The organism is Pseudomonas sp. GW821-FHT11G12 (assembly GCF_058808055.1).
Genome location: NZ_JBXARH010000001.1, coordinates 490,272 through 509,751 on the forward strand (window position 1 = coordinate 490,272; position 19,480 = coordinate 509,751).

General features: G+C 59.8%; 22 protein-coding genes. 11 read left to right on the forward strand and 11 right to left on the reverse strand.

The genetic code is table 11. The features are described 5' to 3' along the window. Positions 1–37 precede the first annotated feature (37 nt). Positions 38–655: a hypothetical protein gene (locus tag AC1RR7_RS02210; RefSeq protein WP_493155923.1), complete on the forward strand. Its 618-nt coding sequence runs from the start codon at positions 38–40 to the stop codon at positions 653–655. Between the two features lie 106 nt (positions 656–761). Continuing rightward, entirely contained in the window at positions 762–1,676 is a 915-nt protein-coding gene (locus AC1RR7_RS02215; RefSeq protein ID WP_493155925.1) for a LysR family transcriptional regulator, read from the forward strand. Here AC1RR7_RS02215 and AC1RR7_RS02220 read toward each other — a convergent pair. Beyond that, positions 1,666–2,433, reverse strand: a complete 768-nt coding sequence (locus tag AC1RR7_RS02220) for a substrate-binding domain-containing protein (RefSeq protein WP_493072194.1) — start codon at positions 2,431–2,433, stop codon at positions 1,666–1,668. The genes AC1RR7_RS02215 and AC1RR7_RS02220 overlap by 11 nt on opposite strands. 13 nt (positions 2,434–2,446) lie before the next feature. Then, positions 2,447–3,739 (reverse strand): MFS transporter, encoded by a 1,293-nt coding sequence (locus AC1RR7_RS02225; protein ID WP_096822573.1) that lies wholly within the window; start codon positions 3,737–3,739, stop codon positions 2,447–2,449. Positions 3,740–3,986: 247 nt separating this feature from the next. Here AC1RR7_RS02225 and AC1RR7_RS02230 point away from each other — a divergent pair, with 247 nt between their 5' ends. Further along, positions 3,987–4,295: an RcnB family protein gene (locus tag AC1RR7_RS02230; RefSeq protein WP_273537328.1), complete on the forward strand. Its 309-nt coding sequence runs from the start codon at positions 3,987–3,989 to the stop codon at positions 4,293–4,295. Between the two features lie 101 nt (positions 4,296–4,396). Continuing rightward, positions 4,397–4,861 (forward strand): hypothetical protein, encoded by a 465-nt coding sequence (locus tag AC1RR7_RS02235; RefSeq protein WP_493155927.1) that lies wholly within the window; start codon positions 4,397–4,399, stop codon positions 4,859–4,861. Between the two features lie 3 nt (positions 4,862–4,864). Here AC1RR7_RS02235 and AC1RR7_RS02240 read toward each other — a convergent pair whose 3' ends face one another. After that, positions 4,865–5,941 (reverse strand): sensor domain-containing diguanylate cyclase, encoded by a 1,077-nt coding sequence (locus tag AC1RR7_RS02240; RefSeq protein ID WP_273537331.1) that lies wholly within the window; start codon positions 5,939–5,941, stop codon positions 4,865–4,867. Positions 5,942–6,101: 160 nt separating this feature from the next. Between AC1RR7_RS02240 and AC1RR7_RS02245 the strand changes: the two genes are divergently transcribed. Together AC1RR7_RS02245 and AC1RR7_RS02250 are read left to right on the forward strand one after the other, a co-directional pair. Beyond that, a complete protein-coding gene (locus AC1RR7_RS02245; RefSeq protein WP_192558344.1) occupies positions 6,102–6,440 on the forward strand; it encodes an FKBP-type peptidyl-prolyl cis-trans isomerase in 339 nt (112 codons plus the stop codon). A 36-nt stretch (positions 6,441–6,476) separates the two neighbouring features. Next, complete coding sequence (locus AC1RR7_RS02250) at positions 6,477–6,887, forward strand: hypothetical protein (RefSeq protein WP_493155930.1); 411 nt, start codon at positions 6,477–6,479, stop codon at positions 6,885–6,887. Between the two features lie 73 nt (positions 6,888–6,960). Here AC1RR7_RS02250 and AC1RR7_RS02255 read toward each other — a convergent pair whose 3' ends face one another. Next, positions 6,961–7,242 carry a hypothetical protein gene (locus AC1RR7_RS02255; RefSeq protein ID WP_102622000.1) on the reverse strand — a complete coding sequence of 94 codons (282 nt, stop codon included), beginning with the start codon at positions 7,240–7,242 and terminating at the stop codon, positions 6,961–6,963. Positions 7,243–7,251: 9 nt separating this feature from the next. After that, positions 7,252–7,623, reverse strand: a complete 372-nt coding sequence (locus AC1RR7_RS02260) for a DUF6124 family protein (RefSeq protein WP_493155932.1) — start codon at positions 7,621–7,623, stop codon at positions 7,252–7,254. Positions 7,624–8,149: 526 nt separating this feature from the next. Between AC1RR7_RS02260 and AC1RR7_RS02265 the strand changes: the two genes are divergently transcribed. From AC1RR7_RS02265 to dmeF, 3 genes are all read left to right on the forward strand, one after another. After that, positions 8,150–8,461 (forward strand): helix-turn-helix domain-containing protein, encoded by a 312-nt coding sequence (locus tag AC1RR7_RS02265; RefSeq protein WP_493155934.1) that lies wholly within the window; start codon positions 8,150–8,152, stop codon positions 8,459–8,461. Between the two features lie 180 nt (positions 8,462–8,641). Next, on the forward strand, positions 8,642–8,917 hold the full coding sequence (locus AC1RR7_RS02270; RefSeq protein WP_102621998.1) for a metal/formaldehyde-sensitive transcriptional repressor: 276 nt from the start codon (positions 8,642–8,644) through the stop codon (positions 8,915–8,917). Positions 8,918–8,928: 11 nt separating this feature from the next. After that, positions 8,929–9,855 (forward strand): CDF family Co(II)/Ni(II) efflux transporter DmeF, encoded by a 927-nt coding sequence (dmeF, locus tag AC1RR7_RS02275; protein WP_493155936.1) that lies wholly within the window; start codon positions 8,929–8,931, stop codon positions 9,853–9,855. On the opposite strand, the gene AC1RR7_RS02280 is transcribed toward dmeF, so the two are convergent. Next, complete coding sequence (locus tag AC1RR7_RS02280) at positions 9,852–10,952, reverse strand: cytochrome P450 (protein ID WP_493155938.1); 1,101 nt, start codon at positions 10,950–10,952, stop codon at positions 9,852–9,854. The genes dmeF and AC1RR7_RS02280 overlap by 4 nt on opposite strands. A 79-nt stretch (positions 10,953–11,031) precedes the next feature. Between AC1RR7_RS02280 and AC1RR7_RS02285 the strand changes: the two genes are divergently transcribed. After that, complete coding sequence (locus tag AC1RR7_RS02285) at positions 11,032–11,796, forward strand: ArsR/SmtB family transcription factor (RefSeq protein ID WP_493155940.1); 765 nt, start codon at positions 11,032–11,034, stop codon at positions 11,794–11,796. A gap of 67 nt (positions 11,797–11,863) precedes the next feature. Further along, positions 11,864–12,748, forward strand: coding sequence for a hypothetical protein (locus AC1RR7_RS02290; protein WP_493155942.1), 885 nt, complete (start codon positions 11,864–11,866; stop codon positions 12,746–12,748). Between the two features lie 493 nt (positions 12,749–13,241). Here the strand turns inward: AC1RR7_RS02290 and AC1RR7_RS02295 are convergent, their stop codons facing one another. From AC1RR7_RS02295 to AC1RR7_RS02315, 5 genes are all read right to left on the reverse strand, one after another. Then, positions 13,242–14,261, reverse strand: coding sequence for a branched-chain amino acid aminotransferase (locus tag AC1RR7_RS02295; protein WP_096822558.1), 1,020 nt, complete (start codon positions 14,259–14,261; stop codon positions 13,242–13,244). A 165-nt stretch (positions 14,262–14,426) separates the two neighbouring features. Continuing rightward, positions 14,427–15,800, reverse strand: coding sequence for a dihydrolipoyl dehydrogenase (gene lpdA, locus AC1RR7_RS02300; protein WP_493155944.1), 1,374 nt, complete (start codon positions 15,798–15,800; stop codon positions 14,427–14,429). 4 nt (positions 15,801–15,804) lie between these two features. Further along, positions 15,805–17,082, reverse strand: coding sequence for a dihydrolipoamide acetyltransferase family protein (locus AC1RR7_RS02305; RefSeq protein ID WP_493155946.1), 1,278 nt, complete (start codon positions 17,080–17,082; stop codon positions 15,805–15,807). Continuing rightward, positions 17,083–18,141, reverse strand: a complete 1,059-nt coding sequence (locus AC1RR7_RS02310; protein WP_085711528.1) for an alpha-ketoacid dehydrogenase subunit beta — start codon at positions 18,139–18,141, stop codon at positions 17,083–17,085. A gap of 1 nt (position 18,142) precedes the next feature. Continuing rightward, a complete protein-coding gene (locus AC1RR7_RS02315; RefSeq protein ID WP_493155948.1) occupies positions 18,143–19,378 on the reverse strand; it encodes a 3-methyl-2-oxobutanoate dehydrogenase (2-methylpropanoyl-transferring) subunit alpha in 1,236 nt (411 codons plus the stop codon). Positions 19,379–19,480: the final 102 nt, after the last annotated feature.

The window sequence follows — 19,480 nt, forward strand, 5'->3', positions numbered from 1 at the left end:
CCGGATCTCTCCACCGGATGAAAAGGGAAGCCACTGCATGTTCGGGACATTCTGGAAAACGCTCGGGATCTATGGCGACGGAACCGATGCCCACGGGATTTCACCCTCGCCGTTTCTTCCGCGATTCAACTTTTACGAACTTCACCAATCGGGCGCAATTGATGCTCAGCCCGATGCCATCATCGCCGCCGTGTGTGCCTTGGACATGCGCGCGGATCGGGTGGCCGATGCCTTGCTTCGTCTGCGCGAACTGCCGGCAAAGCTGATCAGAGCCATCGGCAACCGACCGCAACCCGCGCCCGCGCCGTTCGGTTTTGACACTTTCACCTTGCTGCGGCGCACTGACCACGAAGTGTCCCTGGGACTGGCGGGGCGTTTCTGGCGCCCGGATCTGGACGCTTGCCTTGTGGCGGATGCTCCGGCGTTCATGTCGCTGGACGATTCCCGCGTCGCCAGGCTGGTGTTGCGTTTTCAAGTCATCGAGCAGGCAGAGGGCGCACGTACGTTACGCACCGAAACGTTCGTGTTTTGCCCCAACACTCGAACCCGATGGTTGTTCACACCGTATTGGCTGGCGATCCGCCTGGCCAGCGGCTGGATTCGGCGTCGAACCCTGGCGACGATCCAGCGGCAATTTCCGGCACCCATCCAGTAGGCCGGGGCTGGCCGCCCTATGGGGGGATCGAATCGAGGTTCTGTAATAATTTGCATCAATTGGTTACATTTATAGCCTCAGCGAATCAATTCCTCCCGAGTCTCCCATGGCCATCAACTTCGACCTCAACGACCTGCAAGCCTTTCGCGCCGTGGTCGAGCAGGGCAGTTTCCGCAAGGCCGCGGACACCGTGCGCATCTCGCAACCGGCCCTGAGCCGACGCATCGAAAAGCTTGAAGACGCCCTCGGCGTGAAGCTGTTCGAGCGCACCACACGCAAAGTCAGCCTGACCCAGGCCGGACGCGGTTTCATGCCGAGTGTCGAGCGTTTGCTGGATGATCTGGACGTGGCGTTGCTCGGCATTAGTGAAGTTGCCTCGAACCGGCAGGGCCACGTTACCGTCGCCTGCGTGCCGTCGGCGGCGTATTACTTCATGCCACGGGTGGTCGCCCGCTATCACCAGCAGTTCCCGCGAATCAAAGTCAAAGTCCTCGACTCCAGCGCCCATGACGTGCTGACGGCAGTGGTCAATGGCGAGGCTGATTTCGGCCTGAGTTTCATGGGCACTCAGGAGGCGGGCGTGGATTTCGAGCCGCTGGTGCAGGAGAGTTACGTGGTGGCCTGTCGTCGCGATCACCCCTTGGCCGGGCGTAGCAGCGTCAGTTGGGACGAGTTTTACCAGCAGGATTACATCTCGCTGGACAAGACTTCGGGCAATCGCTTTTTGCTCGATCAGGCGCTGGCGAAAGTGGTGCCGCAGCGGTCGAGCATCTGCGAAACCCTGCACGTGACGACGATGATCGGTCTGGTGGAAGCGGGGTTGGGTGTGGCGGCGGTGCCGTTGATGGCGATGCCGGCGGCGGATCATCCGATCCTGACGCGGGTGCCGCTGACCGATCCGCAAGTGATGCGCAGCGTGGGCATCATCAAGCGCCGGGGCCGTACGCTGACCCCGGCGGCACTGGAACTGGAGCGGCTGGTGGTGGAAATGAAAGTCCAGCCGCCGAAGGTCAGCGCTTGACCGAGTCCAGCCCGGTGGCCTGCACGTCGGCCTGGGCGGCCGGCGCGGCCAGATAGGCGAGCAACGCCTTGGCTTCCTGCGGATGCTGCGCACCGACCGGAATCCCCGCTGCAAAACGTGTTACCGACTGCACCGACTCCGGAATCTTCCCGACAAAACTCACCCCCGGCACCGGCAGCAATTCGCTGACCTGCTGGAAGCCCAATTGATAGTCGCCGGTGGCGACCACCGAGCCTACCGGAATTTTCGGGATCATCTTCGCCTTCGGTTTCAGCTGATCTTCGATGCCAAGCTTCTTGAACAATTGCTGCTCGATGTACACGCCGCTGGCGCTGTCCGAGTAGGCCACCGATTGCGAATCGAGCAGGGTTTTCTTCAGGGCGTCGACGTTGCTGATGTCCGGTTTCGGCGCGCCTTCGCGCACCACCAGGCCGATCCGCGAATCCGCCAGTTCCACCCGCGAGGCCGGGTCGACCTTGCCTTGTTTGATCAAGTCGTCGAGGGCGTAGCCGACCATGATCACCACGTCGGCCTGCTCACCCCGGGCGAGGCGATTGGGGATCGCTTCCGGGGCCTTGCCCATGGACGGGCCGAGAATGGTGTCGAGGGTGTTGCCGGTGTTCGCGGCGAACTTCGGGCCGAGGACTTTATAAGCCGCGGTGAAGCCGCCGGAAGTCATCACCCGCAACTCCTCGGCTTGGGCGAATGCGCTGAAGGCGAGGAGGGCGAGAGCGGTCAGATTGAAGAGCTTTTTCATGTTGGCTGGCTCCTCAGGCTACGGCCGGTTGCAGACGACCGCCCGCACGGCGATACAGATACAGCGTCGCGCACAACGCACACAGCGCGCCGACGCTCATCCAGTAACCCGGTGCGGCTTTGTCGCCGGTGTACTGAATCAGGAAGGTCGACATTGCCGGCGTGAACCCACCGAACACGGCAGTAGCGAGGCTGTAGGCCAGCGAGAAACCCGCCACCCGCACTTCCACCGGCATGATCTCGGTCAGCGCCGGAATCATCGCGCCGTTGTACATGCCGTAGATGAACGACAGCCACAGCAGCGACATCAGCATGTGGCTGAAGCTCGGCGCCTGCACCAGATACGACAGCGCCGGATACGTGGTGGCCAGGGCAAGCAACGACATGGCAATCAACAGCGGACGACGGCCAATCCGGTCGGACAGCGCGCCGCCAATCGGCAGCCAGAAGAAGTTCGAAACGCCCACCAGCAACGTCACCAGCAACGCATCCGACGTGCTCAGGTGCAGCACGGTTTTACCGAAGGTCGGCGCGTACACGGTGATCAGGTAGAACGCGGTGGTGGTCAGGGCAACCATCAACATCCCGCCAAGCACCACGACCCAGTTCTGGCCGAGAGTGCGGAAAACTTCTTTCATGCTCGGGCGATGTTTGCGGGCGGCGAACTCTTCGGTTTCCGCCAGGTTGCGACGCAGCAGGAAGATGAACGGCACGATCATGCAACCGACGAAAAACGGAATCCGCCAGCCCCAATCGGCAATCACGTCCGGCGCCATCCACTGGTTCAAGGCAAAGCCCAGCGCAGCTGCAACGATGATCGCAACCTGTTGGCTGGCCGACTGCCAGGCCGTGAAAAAACCTTTGCGGCCCGGTGTGGCAATCTCCGAGAGATACACCGAAACGCCGCCCAATTCAGCACCGGCCGAGAAACCCTGCAGCAAGCGCCCGACCAGCACCAGCGCCGGGGCAAACAGACCAATGGTTTCGTATCCGGGTACCAGCACAATCAATATCGTGCCGCTGGCCATGATCGACAGGGTGACGATCAAACCTTTGCGACGCCCGACGTCATCGATGTACGCACCGAGCACGATCGCCCCCAACGGACGCATCAAAAAGCCTGCGCCGAACACCGCGAACGTCATCATCAGGGAAGCGAACTCGCTGCTCGCCGGAAAGAACACCGCCGCGATCTGCGTGGCGTAGAAGCCGAACAGAAAGAAGTCGAACTGTTCGAGGAAGTTGCCCGAGGTGACCCGGAAAATAGCGCCGGCCCGCGAGCCGCCGTGTGGGATTGAGGCTGTCATCGAAAAATACTCCACCGCTTTTATGACGTGCGCGACGGGGAGGCGGCGCACGGTTTTTATTGGGGCGGATAGTGGCGCAGGGGGATCGATCTGTTAATTGCATAGTTGGCATGGATTGATGCGTGTACCGGATCAATGCGTCTGGGGGCGACTACACTTTCCAATCCGTCATCATCAAGAAACAAGGAATGATTCCAGAACCCCGCAGTCGGAGTTCAGGTATCACACATCTGAAGGAGGTTCACCGATGAACAACAAGACCCTGATCGCCAGCCTGGCCCTCGTCGCCGGCATCGCCGGGATCAGCCCGCTCGTTCAAGCGGCGCCAACCTCGACCGACACCGTCGAACGTTCGCCCATCGATGGCCGCGAACTGAAGGTCAACGACCGTGCTCCGGATGTCTATCAGCGCAGCGAAAAAGCCATCAACAACTGGAAACAGAAAGGCCTCAAGCAGCCAGAGCCACAGGCGCAGTGGGTGCAGATGAACGACAAGTACGTGATGGTGATGATCACCAACGGGACGATTGTGGATATCAAGCCGGTGGAGCGTTAGACCGCCAGCAACAATTGGCCATGGACGGTTGATTGCATTCGAGCGCCGTTCGGGTAAAACGCGAGGGGCGTTTCGAGTGACTAGATGTCAGGAGCAATTCGTTGGAAAAGAAACCCCTCTACCGCAAAGAAAACACCACGGCCCATAACGTCTGGCGCAACAACCCGGGCGGGCATTATCGGCATCAGCGAAATACCAAGGCTGAAATCCACAGCGAGGCTACACGCGGCTCGATGCATGGTATCAAGCATCATGGCTACGATTACACGCCGTTGTTTCGCTTTTTGCTGTCGCGTGTCGGTGGTGATTGGGACGAGATTTTCAGTGAGGCGGTGTCGCGGCTGGATCGGCAGGAACCGGTGTTCTGGATGGTCGCTCTGCATGAACATGAGCGAAGCGATGTCGTGGGGATGGGTGAGTCCAGCATCTACAGTGGGTTATACGTCGATGAGAACAAGCGCCTGCAAATCGTCAATCCCGACCTGAAGGCTGAAGACATGACGCCCAACTGCCAATGCTGCACGCATACCTTCAACGGTGTCGTGTTCGGTACCCCTGAGCGCTGAGATTCAATCGACCCGACTGTGAGTCACCGTCTGTCCGCCCCCCAACCGATACTGATTATTCCCGCTGCGCTTGGCCTCGTACATCGCCAGATCCGCAATGTGCAGCAGCCGGTCCATCGTCGGCGCATGGTCGGGGAACACGGCGACGCCGAGGCTGGTGCCGATGTGGCGCTGGTCGTTGCCGATGGTGATCGGTGGGGACAGTTCGATGAAGATTTTCTGGCAGATGCTCCGCGCTTCGTCCTGCAGATTCAGGCCGGGGGCGAGGCCCTGGAGAATGACCACGAACTCGTCGCCGCCGATGCGGGCGACGGTGTCGCTGACCCGCAGGATGCGTTTCAAACGCGTAGCGGTGGTGATCAAAACGCGGTCGCCGGCGGCATGGCCGTAGCGGTCGTTGATGCTTTTGAAACCGTTGAGATCGATGAACACCAGCGCCACCCGGGTCTCGGTAGCGCGGGCATGCTCCAGCGCTTCCGACAGGCGTTCTTCCAGCACCAGTCGATTGGGCAAACCGGTCAGCGGGTCGAAATGTGCCAGGTGCTGAAGGTAACTGGCCGAGGCCTTCTCTTCGGTGATATCGCGCACCACGCCCATCATCTTGATCATCGCGTCATGATCGTTCTTCACCACATTGCCGGTTTCCCTTAGCCAGCGAATCGTGCCATCGGGCCAGACCACGCGGTATTCCTCGTCGTGGTTTTCGCCGGTTTCCAGGCAACGCAATTCCCCGGCGCGCACCTTGGCGCGGTCGTCCGGGTGGACGCAGGAGCAGAACAAGGCGTAGGACGGCGTCACTTCGCCGATCTTGAAGCCGAACATGCCGAAGATTGCGTCGGACCAATAGAGCCGATCAGTGTCGACTTCCCAATCCCAGGTGCCGATCCGGGCGAAATACTGACTGCGCTTGAAGCGTTCGGCATCGCCATCCTGGTGAATGTTCTGGCCTTCGGCGGCGCGGGTGAGCAGTTCGCGATACTCGGCAAGCTGCCGACGCAGGGCACGCTCGCGACGAATCAGCACGGCGATCACGACCATCAACACAACGAAAATGGCGAAGCTGATCCAGAGTTGAGTCATTCAAGCGGTGCTGTCATGGCGTATCGATCCGGGAGTGATGGCGTGTCGCTATCTTAATTCACGGCCAACGCCGGAAACAGCGGCAACCTTGGGTCAAACGGTTGCCAATGGCCGGCATTTCTGGGAAAACGGCGGCCAGCGGAACAATAGAGTGAATGTTATGAATGATGAACTGCAGATAATCGATCTTCAGCCCGGCGACGGAAAAGCCGCCGTCAAAGGCGCATTGATCACCACCCAATACACCGGTTGGCTGGAGGATGGCACCGAGTTCGATTCGTCCTGGAGCCGGGGCAAGCCGTTCCAGTGCGTGATCGGTACGGGCCGTGTGATCAAGGGCTGGGATCAAGGGATCATGGGCATGCAGGTCGGCGGCAAGCGTAAGCTGCGGGTGCCGGCGCATCTGGGGTATGGCGAGCGGACGATGGGCAAGATTCCGCCGAATTCGAATCTGGTGTTCGAGATTGAGTTGCTCGAGGTTTTGACGCGGGAGGATTGATTCCGGCGTTTGATGATCACAGTCAGGAATTGGCGCATGGACGTGTGGAACATGATTTTCCAGTTTGCCGAGTGGTTGGGCGAGAAGCACTCGTCGCACGGGCGCTGGTCTTACGGGTATATGGCTGTGCTCAACGCTGCTGTGGCGGTTGGCACTTGGGTTGTGGCCAGGGAACAGATAGCAAAGAGCAAAGTGCTCAAGGATCGTGTGACGACGACGCTGGCGTCTCGAAGCCTGACAGTGACTTCCTTTGCAGAAGAAGGCGGGCAACAGGTCAGATTCACCGGCGTTCTGCTGGAGGAAGAGGGGGTTTATACCGTGACCCTGACTCGCCAGGATGTTCAAGGCTCCATCGTTTCTTCGAGCGACGGATTGCACTCGTTGGAAGAGGTCGATCGTTACTTGAGAGGTCATACGCCGTTTATCCTGTCTGACTTTCGGCGCTGATTGCGTCCGCCTATACAACCCGCTGCCTCCTTTTACGGAGCCAGCGGGTTTTTTCTTGCCTTTACCCGAGGCGTTACGCAGCCATCGCCATCTCATCCAGCGTTGCGGCAACCGTGCTGGTCAGGCTCGGAAATCTGCGTTTGACGCTGTGAAGTGCCGGCATTACTCGGTTGCGGTCCAGTTTGCCGTGATCGCGGGCGAGCTGGACGAGGGCTTCGAGAGCGGCGGTGACGATGGATTTTCTTTCGCTTTCGAGCAGGAGCAGGCAAGCCTTCTCGGCCCATTGGCTGTCTTTCTCGTTGAGGCCGATGGAGATCAGGGCGGCGACGACTTGTGCATCGGATTTGCTGGCCATGGTGTTTCCTCAGATCGCGGGGTCGATGGTGTCCAGCGCCCGGTTGACCGCCAGTTCGCCAAACATCACCACTTGGGCGATGCCCAGCACGGTACTGCGGTAGGGCGGGTCCAGCAGCGCGGCGAAGTCGCTGAGCATCACGCTGGCCGAGGCCATCGATTCGCAGGCGTGGGCCAGCAGGGAATGCTGATCCATGTCGGGGGCGACGAGGAACATGCGGCCGGGGCAGTGTCGTTTCGGGGCGGAAGGTTTCAGGTAGTGGTCGAGGGCGCGTTCGGCGGCTTCGTGGAGTTTTTTTGAATCGGTTGTGGAGTAGGGGGAAGTTGGGTCGGACTCGTTGGGCGCGTCTTTTTCGGGTGGATCGGGTACGTGTTTGAACATTTGCTGGGTAACCTCAAAATGAGGCTGACACGTTCTTGCGACTAAACAATAGGTGGCAGCTGTACGCAGGTTAGTCGACCAGTACCCAAGCATTACCGGCGCACCCGAAGGCGCCCTGCGCACAGCTACCATTGAGTGCAGGCGTAGAGATACCTGACTGAATGACAGCTTGCGAACTTGAGAAAAAGCACCGAGCGACTAAACCCGTTCACTGACCATTCAGTGATGCGAATCAAGTTACTGGCAGGTCCCAAGCCGCACAAGCCGGCGGATTCTGGCGTAGTTGTAGGCAAAGGCGCAAGGCAATGTAGCCTCCCGGATGGGGGCAAAATGATGCGTCATTTTTCAGTCCGCCATCGCGAGTAAGCTCGCTCCCGCAGGGCTTCTGTGTCGGCTTATCAGGTGTGTCGGCTCGCGAGTTTCTGCTTTGTGATACCAAATGTCAGATAAGCCAATTCAAACTTGATTTATATCGGTTTCGATATAGTGTGCATGGCGCATCCAGCACAAGGAATCAGGCTAAACCATGAAGGATCATCAAAACCCACCCCAGCGTTTCTCAAGCGTCTGGGATGCACTGGAAGACACGCCGCAGGAAGCGGCCAACATGCGTCTGCGGGCTAAGCTGATGCGCACGCTTTGCGAAACCATTCGAGCCTGGGAGCTTCCCCAGAAAGAGGCGGCCAAGCGACTTGGCATCACTCAGCCGCGCCTCAACGACGTACTCAACGGCAAAATCGACAAGTTCTCTCTGGACGCGTTGGTCAATCTGTCGGCTGCCGCAAAACTGGACGTAGACCTCTGCTTCTCGTCGTCCTCGCCACTGCAATGGGCCTGACAGACGAGGGTACCCAACGGCCCTGCCTCTGAAAAACCTTCCAGAGGCGGCGCCATCTGACGCGCCGCCTCATTCTTTCGCATCAAAATCTCAACCCGCGACGGACGGTCGAAAACAGGCCTTGCCCCTATCGATCGGAACAGCGACCATGCTCGCCATATAGGGGTAGGGGGTATAGGTATGTCGCACACGCACGAACACAAAGGCGAGTTGCTCAACCGGGTCCGGCGCATTGCCGGGCAGGTTCAGGCCGTCGAAAAGGCGCTGGAGTCCGAGGCCGATTGCGCCAAGACGTTGCACCTGATGGCGGCGATTCGCGGCGCGGTCAACGGCCTGATGGAACAGTTCATCGAAGCCCACGCCCGCGAGCATGTCGCTCATCCCGACCTCAGCGATGAAGCTCGCGCCCAAGGCGTGGAAGAGTTGCTGCAAGCCATCCGCCGTTATTCCAAGTGAGCACCGACCCCATGAATCTGACGACTCGGTCTGACGACTTTTCCCACGATCACCAGTTTCTTGGCGCGTCCCATGACGACAACGCCCGCCGCACCTTGTGGGTGGTGGCGCTGACGTTCGTGATGATGATCGGCGAAATTGCTGCCGGTTACCTCACCGGTTCCATGGCACTGCTGGCCGATGGTTTCCACATGGCGACCCACGCCGGCGCCCTCGGCATCGCGGCGGCGGCCTATGGTTTTGCCCGGCGCAACGCCAACAACCGTCGCTACAGTTTCGGCACCGGCAAGGTCGGCGATCTGGCGGGTTTTGCCTCGGCCATGGTGCTGGGGCTGGTGTCGCTGGGGATTGCCGGGGAGTCGATTTTCCGCCTGTTCGAGCCCACCAGTGTGGCGTTCGGCGAAGCAACCTTGATCGCCGTGGTCGGCCTGGGCGTCAACCTGCTCAGCGCCTTTTTGCTGGCTGGTCATCACGGTCATCATGACCACGGCCATAGCCACGATCATGGCCATCACCACCATCACGACAACAACCTGCGCTCAGCCTACGTGCACGTACTGGCCGATGCGTTGACGTCGGTGCTGGCGATTGCCGCGCTGCTTGCCGGTCGCTATCTGGGCTGGGTGTGGATGGATCCGGTGATGGGCATCGTCGGTTCCATCGTCATCGCCAAATGGGCCTGGAACCTGATGCGCGACACCGCCGCCGTGCTGCTCGACACCACCGATGAACCGGTGGCCGAGGAGATCCGCGAACTGCTGGAAACCTCCGACGATGTGCGCATCAGCGATTTGCACGTCTGGCAGGTCGGCCCGCAGGCACGAGCGGCGATTGTCAGTGTGGTGGCGGCTGCGGGCGTGACTGCCGAGGCGATTCGCGAGCGTCTGGCACCGGTGCATGAGCTGTCGCACCTGACCATCGAATTGCGCAACGCTTAAGTCGTTGCCTCGCAGAACAATGGAATCCGCCCATTGAGAGAAGGGCGGTAATGCCAGGCGAACCGCTTCAGGTCGATGTCATGGGTGAGGATTTCACCGACGGTGGCGCTGGCAATGGTCATCGCCAACCTTTGCCCCGGGCATTGATGACGACCGCTGCCGAACGTGAAACTGCGGCGGTTCGGGCGATCCGGCAGAAATCGATCCGGGTTTTCATTCAGTGCCGGGTCGCGGTTGGCTGAGGCGAGCAACACCAGAATCACGTCGCCCGCTTCAAGTCGCACGCCGTCGATTTCGCAGGTGTTCGCGACAAAACGTCGGGTGTTCTGCACTGATGGATCGAGGCGCTGGACTTCGGCCAACAGCGAATCCACTGGCACATCGCGTAATTCGGGCTGACGCTGCAACGCGACCAGCGCGTTGCCGATCAGGCCGGCGGTGGCTTCAAAGGTCTGCGAGCAAAGGCCGATCAGGTTGGCGATCAGCACGTCTTCTTCGCCTGAAAAGCGCTGTTGGATGTCGGCGAGAAACGGGTTTGGCTCCGCCAGTAATTCAATGAAGTAACCGTACAATTGCTCAGCCGCTCGATGCGCTGCCGCCAGTTGCAGGTCATTGCTCAGCGGTGAAAGGCACGCCGCGAAATCCGCCGTCAGTTCACTGATGACCCGCGCCTGCGCCGGGGTGAAGCCAAGCAGCGCTGCAACCACGCTCACCGGGCCGCGAAACATTGCTTTATATAAGCCGTCGGCATCGTTAGTCACCAACCGTGCGGCGACCAGCGCCCTGACATCTTCGTCATTGATCAGCCCCAGCGTCGGCTCAATGGCCGAACGCGGGCAGCGCTGAGCTTCGCCGTCATTCATGCGCATGAACTGGCCAAACACCTTGCCCGCCATGCCATCGGCGATGGCTTTGGGCACCGGCTCCTGCACTGGGCGCACCCGGCAATCTGCATGCGCCAGCACCGCGCACACCGCTCGGGCGCTGCTGGCGATCCACAGTTTCAGTCCGTGATGAAAGGTCAAACCGCCCGCCGCGCGCAGTTCGGCGTAGTAAGGGTAGGGATCGGCGTGAGTCGCAGCGATGATCGGGTCCATGGTTCGCAACCTTGTCGGTGGGGAAAGTGTTGCTACTATCTCCAGTCCTTGAGGGCGATGATTCGTCCGGGAGCGAAATATGCACGCAGAACATCAAGACATCGGCGTCTCGCAAGTGGCGGCCGCCATCGCGGAACCGGCGCGAACCAAAATGCTGTGCTCGCTGATGGACGGCCACGCCCGCACCGCCACGGAGCTGGCGACCCTCGCCGACGTCAGCGCTTCGACCGCCAGTGCGCACCTGGCCAAACTCAAGGACCTGGCATTGGTGCGCCTGCACGTGCAGGGCCGCCACCGTTATTACAGCCTCGCCGACAAGCGCGTGGCCCAGGCACTCGAAGCGCTGATGGTGATCGGCCAGAACCCCGCGCCGGCCTTCAAACCCCACACACCGGATCGCCTGCAATTTGCCCGCACCTGCTACGACCACATGGCCGGGACGTTGGCGGTGTTGCTGCATGACCGGTTGTTGGAGGGCGGTTGGCTGGTCCAAACCGATGAGCAGGTTTATCGCCTCAGTGAAAGCGGCGAGGCGTTGTTTGAAGGGCTGGGCATCGAGGTGCAGGACCTGAGTACCTTGCGCCGCAAGTTTGCCTGCCCGTGCCTGGACTGGAGCATGCGTCGACCCCACTTGGGCGGGTCGTTGGGGGCAACGTTGTTGCAAACAGCGCTGAAGCGCAAGTGGGTAATCCAGGATCTGGACAGCCGGGCGCTGGCGTTGACGGCGCGGGGACACAAGGAGATGGCGGCGCGGTTCGAGGTGGCATTGCCAATGCATAAGGGGCACGATAGTCATAGGCAAGAACCCCAAATGAAATCCACTCACCCGTCGAACCAGAGATAGAAGGCAGGTGGTGGAGGAATGACGGGATTGTAGAGTTGCTGTTTGTTCGAGAAAGTGAGGAAACTGGATGTACATCAAGGGAAGGAAATTTGATATCAATACAAAAGCCCGAATTTATAGCCTGATTGTGTTGAAGGGGCGATGTATCTTTAATGAGGATATGTTGGGTCTTTATATGGGGTTAAAGCCGCGCCCGGGTAGAACCTTCTACGGGGATTTGTCCGGTGCGGTGGATATGCTTTTGTATTTTTTCATGAATGATGAAGTCTCCGCGTGTATGGCTGGACGAGGGCCACTTCAAGAACTGTTTGACGAGGTGAAGCAAGAGTATCTGGACGAGCGTGATGAAAGAATGTTTCGCTTGGCGATGGAAGATATCAAGAATATCTACGAAGAACGCGTCGAGTTTATGATAGGAAGCAGCTTTCTGGATTTTACCGTTGGCTCTTTCTCTGTGTTTGAGTTCTGGATGGGCAGGTTATATGACCTCATCAAGGAAACGGACGCTGACCGCAGAGTTCGTAAAGCGGAGATTGTAGTAAGTCAAATAAAACGATACAACGATGCGAAGGATGAGGCTACTCGTCAGGCAGCGGTCAAGAAAATAATGGAAGAGGGCAGCCCTTTCATGTCGGCCAAAGGCAAGCTTGACCATATTTTTTCCAAGCTCTCTGCTGATTACGCTCGCGACGCGAAAAAGGATTTGGAGATTGTAGGGTTCTATCGAGCGCAAAGAAATACTGTGCATAATCTTGGTATTCATGCCGGGGGGGAGGATCTAAAACTGTTGCTTGATAGTGGTGAAGTCACCTTGAATGTCAATGAGCCTTCCAGGACTAATGACTGGGCTACGTCAATAGAGCTCTGTTATGAGCTGATGAATATATACATGGCGATTATTGTTGATTTGCAGCAGTTCAATGAGGCGTGCTGTGTAATCTATAAGGATTGATTGTTTTCGAGGTGTACGTATGTGTTTGGTTTGTGAAGGGCGAGTGCAGGATCTTTGGGGGCAAATGGCAGTCGGTCAATCTTTCATGACACCTGATCGTATACAAGGTGTGCCATTCGAGATTTCACAAGTTGGCCCTGCCTCGATTCGGATTGCTCCGCAGGATATTACAATCAGTCGAGCTGCTTTTGACACGACCCTTACCTATCTTTTCCACAATGGGCACGGCATGGATAATCCATGTCTTGTCGGCTCCAGCAACAGTCCGACTGGTTCTGGGGCACTCTGTGCGAGCACGCGCGGATTGAACGGCAATGTGCGTTGTATTAACTATATCTTGCCGATTATGCAGGGATGGGGAGTCGTAGGTATCCATGGCGGAAGAAACAACTCGACATGGATAATCACTGATCCTGTTTGATGTTTTGAGTTGATTCACCTTCCGTTGATGTGGAAGGTGAATCAAGCGCTCAGGCTACTATGCGAAACCTGATCAAACCTTGACGATCCAGCCCGCTGGCGCTTCGACGTCGCCGGTCTGCACGCCGGTCAGCTCTTTGTAGAGCTTCTGGGTCACAGGGCCGACTTCGGTTTCGCTGTGGAACACGTGCAGGTGGTCGTTGTAGCTGATGCCGCCGATCGGGGTGATCACCGCAGCGGTACCGCAAGCACCGGCTTCCTTGAAGTCCGACAGCTTGTCGATGAACACGTCGCCTTCGACCACTTCCAGGCCCAGACGGGACTTGGCCAGTTCGATCAGCGACAGACGGGTGATGCCCGGCAGTACCGATGGCGAGTTCGGGGTCACGAACTTGTTGTCGTGGGTGATCCCGAAGAAGTTGGCCGAACCGACTTCCTCGATCTTCTTGTGGGTCAGCGGATCCAGGTAGATGGCGTCAGCGAAGTGCGCTTTCTTGGCCTGGGAACCCGGCATCAGGCTGGCAGCGTAGTTGCCACCGACTTTGGCGGCACCGGTGCCTTGTGGCGCGGCGCGGTCGAAGGAGGAGATCTGGAAGTTGTGCGGAGTCAGGCCGCCCTTGAAATAGGCACCCACCGGGATCGCGAACACCGAGAAGATGAACTCCGGTGCAGTACGCACGCCGATGTTGTCACCCACGCCGATCACGAACGGACGCAGGTACAGCGCGCCGCCGGTGCCGTAAGGCGGGATGAAACGCTCGTTGGCGCGAACCACGTCCTTGCACGCTTCGATGAATTGCTCGGTGGACACATGCGGCATCAGCAGGCGGGCGCAGCTGCGCTGCATGCGGGCGGCGTTCTGGTCCGGACGGAACAGGTTGATCGAGCCGTCCTTGCAACGATAGGCCTTCAGGCCTTCGAAGCATTGCTGGCCATAGTGAAGGGCAGTGGAGCCTTCGCTGATGTGCAGCACGTTGTCTTCGGTCAGGGTGCCTTTGTCCCACTCGCCGTTGCGAAAGTACGACAGATAGCGTTTATCGGTCTTGATGTAATCAAAACCCAGCTTGTCCCAATTGATGCTTTCGTTACCCATGACACCCTCTATCACTTAACAACCGTCGAAACGGTTCAAGGCTTCTGACGTTTTTTTGGATGGGCACAACAATACTTCATTCTTGAGCGGTTTCGCAGCCCGGGCGATGGGGGGAGCAGCAGATTTATTAGCCTGCTTATGAAAAAACTCCCCCGTGGCGGGTTTTTACAGGTGCAACGCATGCCCGAGGGCACGCAACGCCGCTTCCTGCACCGCTTCACCCAGCGTCGGGTGCGCGTGGATGGTGCCGCCGATGTCCTCCAGTCGCGCGCCCATTTCCAGGCTTTGCGCGAACGCGGTCGACAGCTCCGACACCCCGACCCCGACCGCCTGCCAGCCGACAATCACATGATTGTCCCGACGGGCGACCACCCGCACGAAACCGGTTTTCGATTCCAGGGTCATCGCCCGACCATTGGCCGCGAACGGGAAGTTCGACACGATGCAGTCCAGTCCGGCAGCCTTGGCTTCATCCGGCGTCTTGCCGACGACCACCAGTTCCGGGTCGGTGAAGCACACGGCAGCGATGGCGGTCGGGTTGAATTCGCGGGTCTTGCCGCTGATCAGCTCGGCGACCATCTCGCCCTGAGCCATGGCGCGGTGGGCCAGCATCGGCTCGCCGCTCAGGTCGCCGATGGCGTAGACGTTGCGCATGCTGGTCTGGCAGCGGCTGTCGATCTTGATCGCCGAGCCGTTCATGTCCAGGTTCAACGCTTCGAGGTTCCAGCCCTGGGTATTGGGTTTGCGACCGACTGCCACCAGCACCTGATCGGTTTCCAGGTTCAGGGTGTCGCCGTTCGGGTCGCGGACCTGCAACGTACCGTCGAAGCCCAGCACGCTGTGCTTGAGATACAGCTTCACGCCCAGTTGCTTAAGCGCGTCGTGCACCGGTTGGGTCAGTTCGGCGTCGTAGGCTGGCAGGATCCGATCCTGCGCCTCGACCACACTGACCTCGGCGCCGAGCTTGCGGTAGGCAATGCCCAATTCCAGACCGATGTAACCACCGCCGACCACGATCAGGCGTTTCGGTACCGACTTCGGCGCCAGTGCTTCGGTCGACGAAATGATCGGCCCGCCAATCGGCAGGATCGGCAGGTTGACGCTTTTCGAGCCGGTGGCCAGCACCAGATGTTCGCACTGGATGCGGGTGTCGCCGACGTCCACGGTCTTGCCGTCGATGACCTTGGCCCAGCCATTGATGACCTGAACCTTGTGCTTCTTCAGCAGCGCGGCGACGCCGGTGGTCAGGCGATCGACGATGCCGTCCTTCCACTCGACGCTCTTGGTGATGTCGAGGGTCGGCGCGGAAACGCTGATACCCAGTGCCGAATGCTGGTTGTGATGTTGAGTCTGGTGAAACTGCTCGGCCACATGAATAAGCGCTTTCGATGGAATGCAGCCGATGTTCAGACAGGTGCCGCCCAGCGATTCGCCCTCGACCAGAATGGTCGAAATGCCCAGTTGTCCGGCACGAATGGCCGTTACATAACCGCCAGGGCCGCCGCCGATGATCAGCAGCGTGGTGTTCAGAGTTTGCATTGCATCACTCCACAAACAGGGTCGCGGGTTGTTCGATCAGGCCACGAATGGCCTGGATGAAGAGCGCCGCGTCCATGCCGTCGACCACGCGGTGATCGAAGGAGCTGGAGAGGTTCATCATCTTGCGGATCACCACCTGGCCTTTGACGACCATCGGGCGTTCGACGATTTTGTTCACACCGACGATCGCCACTTCCGGCAGGTTCAGCACCGGGGTGCTGACGATGCCGCCGAGGGCGCCGAGGCTGGTCAGGGTGATGGTCGAGCCGGACAGTTCATCGCGGCTGGCCTTGCCATTGCGGGCGGCGTTGGCCAGGCGGGAAATTTCTGCCGCGCTGTCCCACAGGCTGCGCGCCTCGGCGTGACGCACCACCGGCACCATCAGGCCGACATCGCTTTGGGTGGCGACGCCGACATGCACCGCGCCGAGGCGGGTGATGACCTGGGCTTCATCGTCGTAGCGAGCGTTCATTTGTGGGAAGTCGCGCAGGGCGACGACCAGTGCACGCACCAGAAACGGCAGCAGGGTCAACTTGCCACGGCTGGCGCCGTGTTTTTCGTTCAGGTGGGCGCGCAGTTCTTCAATCGCGGTGACGTCGATTTCCTCGACATAACTGAAGTGCGCGGCACGCTGAGTGGCGTCCTGCATGCGCTGGGCAATCTTGCGACGCATGCCGATCACTTGAATCTGTTCTTCATCGTTACGCTGGGCGTAAGCGGCGGCGACAGGTGCCGAAGCGTTCGACTGACCTTGCGCCAGATAGGCGTCGAGGTCTTCGTGCAACACACGGCCGGCCGGGCCTGAACCGCGCACCAGACGCAACTGAATGCCCAGATCCAGCGCATGTTTGCGCACGGCCGGCGAGGCCAGCGGGCGTTCATCGGCTTTGCGGGCGACCATCGGGCCCTGGCAAACGGTAGCCGCCGGACGCGGCGCGGCAACAGCAGGCTTGCTTTCAGCGACGGCTTCGACTTTGGGGGCAACAGGTTCTTTCGCAGGAGCAGGCGCCGGTTTGTCGGACTCCTTCAGATTGCCAGCGCCTTCCACTTCGATGCTGATCAGAATACTGCCGACCGCCATCACTTCACCCGGCTGACCGCCGAGTGCAATCACCTTGCCGTGGACCGGCGACGGAATGTCGACCATCGCCTTGTCGGTCATCACATCCGCCAGCACCTGATCTTCAACGACCAGATCGCCGACCTTGACGTGCCACTGCGACAGTTCTACTTCTGCGATGCCTTCGCCGATGTCCGGCATCTTGATAACGTGCGTGCCCATTCAGACCTCCATGACCCGTTTCAGCGCCGCGCCCACTCGGGACGGCCCAGGGAAATACGCCCACTCCTGCGCGTGCGGGTAGGGGGTGTCCCAGCCGGTGACGCGTTCGATCGGCGCTTCCAGGTGGTGGAAGCAATGCTCTTGCACCAGCGACACCAGTTCGGCGCCGAAACCGCAGGTGCGGGTGGCTTCGTGAACCACGACGCAACGGCCGGTTTTCTTCACGGATTTGACGATGGTTTCCAGGTCCAGCGGCCACAGGCTGCGCAGGTCGATGACTTCAGCATCAACGCCGGATTCTTCGGCGGCGACTTGCGACACGTACACGGTGGTGCCGTAGGTCAGCACGGTCACGTCCTTGCCCGGACGGGCGATGGCGGCGACGTCCAGCGGCACGGTGTAGTAGCCGTCAGGCACCTGCGCGGCCGGGTGTTTCGACCACGGGGTTACCGGACGTTCGTGATGGCCGTCGAACGGGCCGTTGTACAGGCGTTTGGGTTCGAGGAAGATCACCGGGTCATCGTTTTCGATGGAGGCGATCAGCAGGCCCTTGGCGTCATACGGGTTGGACGGCATGACAGTGCGCAGGCCGCAGACCTGGGTGAACAGGGCTTCGATGCTCTGGCTGTGGGTCTGACCACCGTAGATGCCGCCACCGCAAGGCATGCGCAGGGTCATCGGCGCAGTGAATTCGCCGGCCGAGCGATAACGCAGGCGTGCCGCCTCGGAAATGATCTGGTCGTAGGCTGGGTAGACGTAGTCGGCGAACTGGATTTCCACCACCGGACGCAGACCGTAGGCGCCCATGCCTACGGCGGTCCCGACAATGCCGCTCTCGGAGATCGGCGCGTCGAACACCCGCGAGGTGCCGTACTTGGCCTGCAGGCCTTCGGTGCAACGGAACACGCCGCCGAAGTAGCCGACGTCCTGGCCGAACACCACAACGTTGTCGTCACGCTCAAGCATCACATCCATGGCCGAGCGCAGGGCCTGGATCATGGTCATGGTGGTCGTGGTCATGGCGGTTTCCAACTGAATATTGTTGTTGTGATCGTTCATGTCAGATCCCCAACTGCTGACGCTGGCGCTTCAAGTGCTCCGGCATCTCTTTGTAGACGTCTTCGAACATGGTCGCGGCGCTCGGAATCTGGCCGCCGGCGAGGGTGCCGTACTGTTCGGCCTGTTTCTGTGCGGCGATCACTTCGGCTTCGAGCTCGGCGCTGACGGCGGCGTGCTCTTCTTCCGACCAGTGGTCGACCTTGATCAGGTGCTGTTTCAGGCGGGCAATCGGGTCGCCCAGCGGGAAGTGGCTCCAGTCGTCGGCAGGCCGGTATTTGGACGGATCGTCGGAGGTCGAGTGCGGGCCGGCGCGGTAGGTGACCCATTCGATCATGGTCGGGCCGAGGCCGCGGCGGGCGCGTTCGGCTGCCCAGGCGGAGGCGGCGTAGACCGCGTAGAAATCGTTGCCATCAACCCGCAGCGAGGCGATGCCGCAACCGACGCCGCGTCCGGCGAAGGTGGTGGCTTCACCACCGGCGATGGCCTGGAAGGTCGAGATCGCCCACTGGTTGTTGACCACGTTGAGAATCACTGGCGCCCGGTAAACGTGAGCGAAGGTGAGGGCAGTGTGGAAGTCCGATTCGGCGGTGGCGCCGTCGCCGATCCAGGCCGAGGCGATTTTGGTGTCGCCCTTGATCGCCGAGGCCATGCCCCAGCCCACGCCCTGGATGAACTGGGTCGCGAGGTTGCCGGAAATGGTGAAGAAACCGGCGTCCTTGACCGAGTACATGATCGGCAGCTGACGGCCCTTGAGCGGGTCGCGCTCGTTGGACAGCAGTTGGCAGATCAGGTCGACCAGCGGTACGTCGCGGGCCATCAGGATGCTTTGCTGGCGGTAGGTCGGGAAGCACATGTCGTCGATGTTCAAGGCCAGGGCCTGAGCGCTGCCGATAGCTTCTTCGCCAAGGCTTTGCATGTAGAACGACATTTTTTTCTGACGCTGGGCGACCACCATGCGGTTGTCGTAGATCCGGGTCTTGAGCATGGCACGCATGCCTTTGCGCAGGATCTCGACCGGCACGTTTTCGGCCCACGGACCGAGAGCATTGCCCTGGTCGTCGAGCACACGGATCAGGCCACGGGCCAGGTCGGCGGTGTCGGCCGGTTCAACGTCGATGGAAGGTTTGCGCACCGTGCCGGCATCGGTCAGATGCAGGTAGGAGAAATCGGTTTTGCAGCCTGGGCGGCCCGAGGGTTCAGGGACGTGCAGACGCAGCGGTTCATACGCTTGGGTCATGGCTTCTACGCTCGATCTTGTGAATTTCTTGTAGTGAGCTGGCAGTCATTCTTCGATAAAAGAAATCTTGTCCTACAACAATCATAGGCCCGGGCAAGAAGA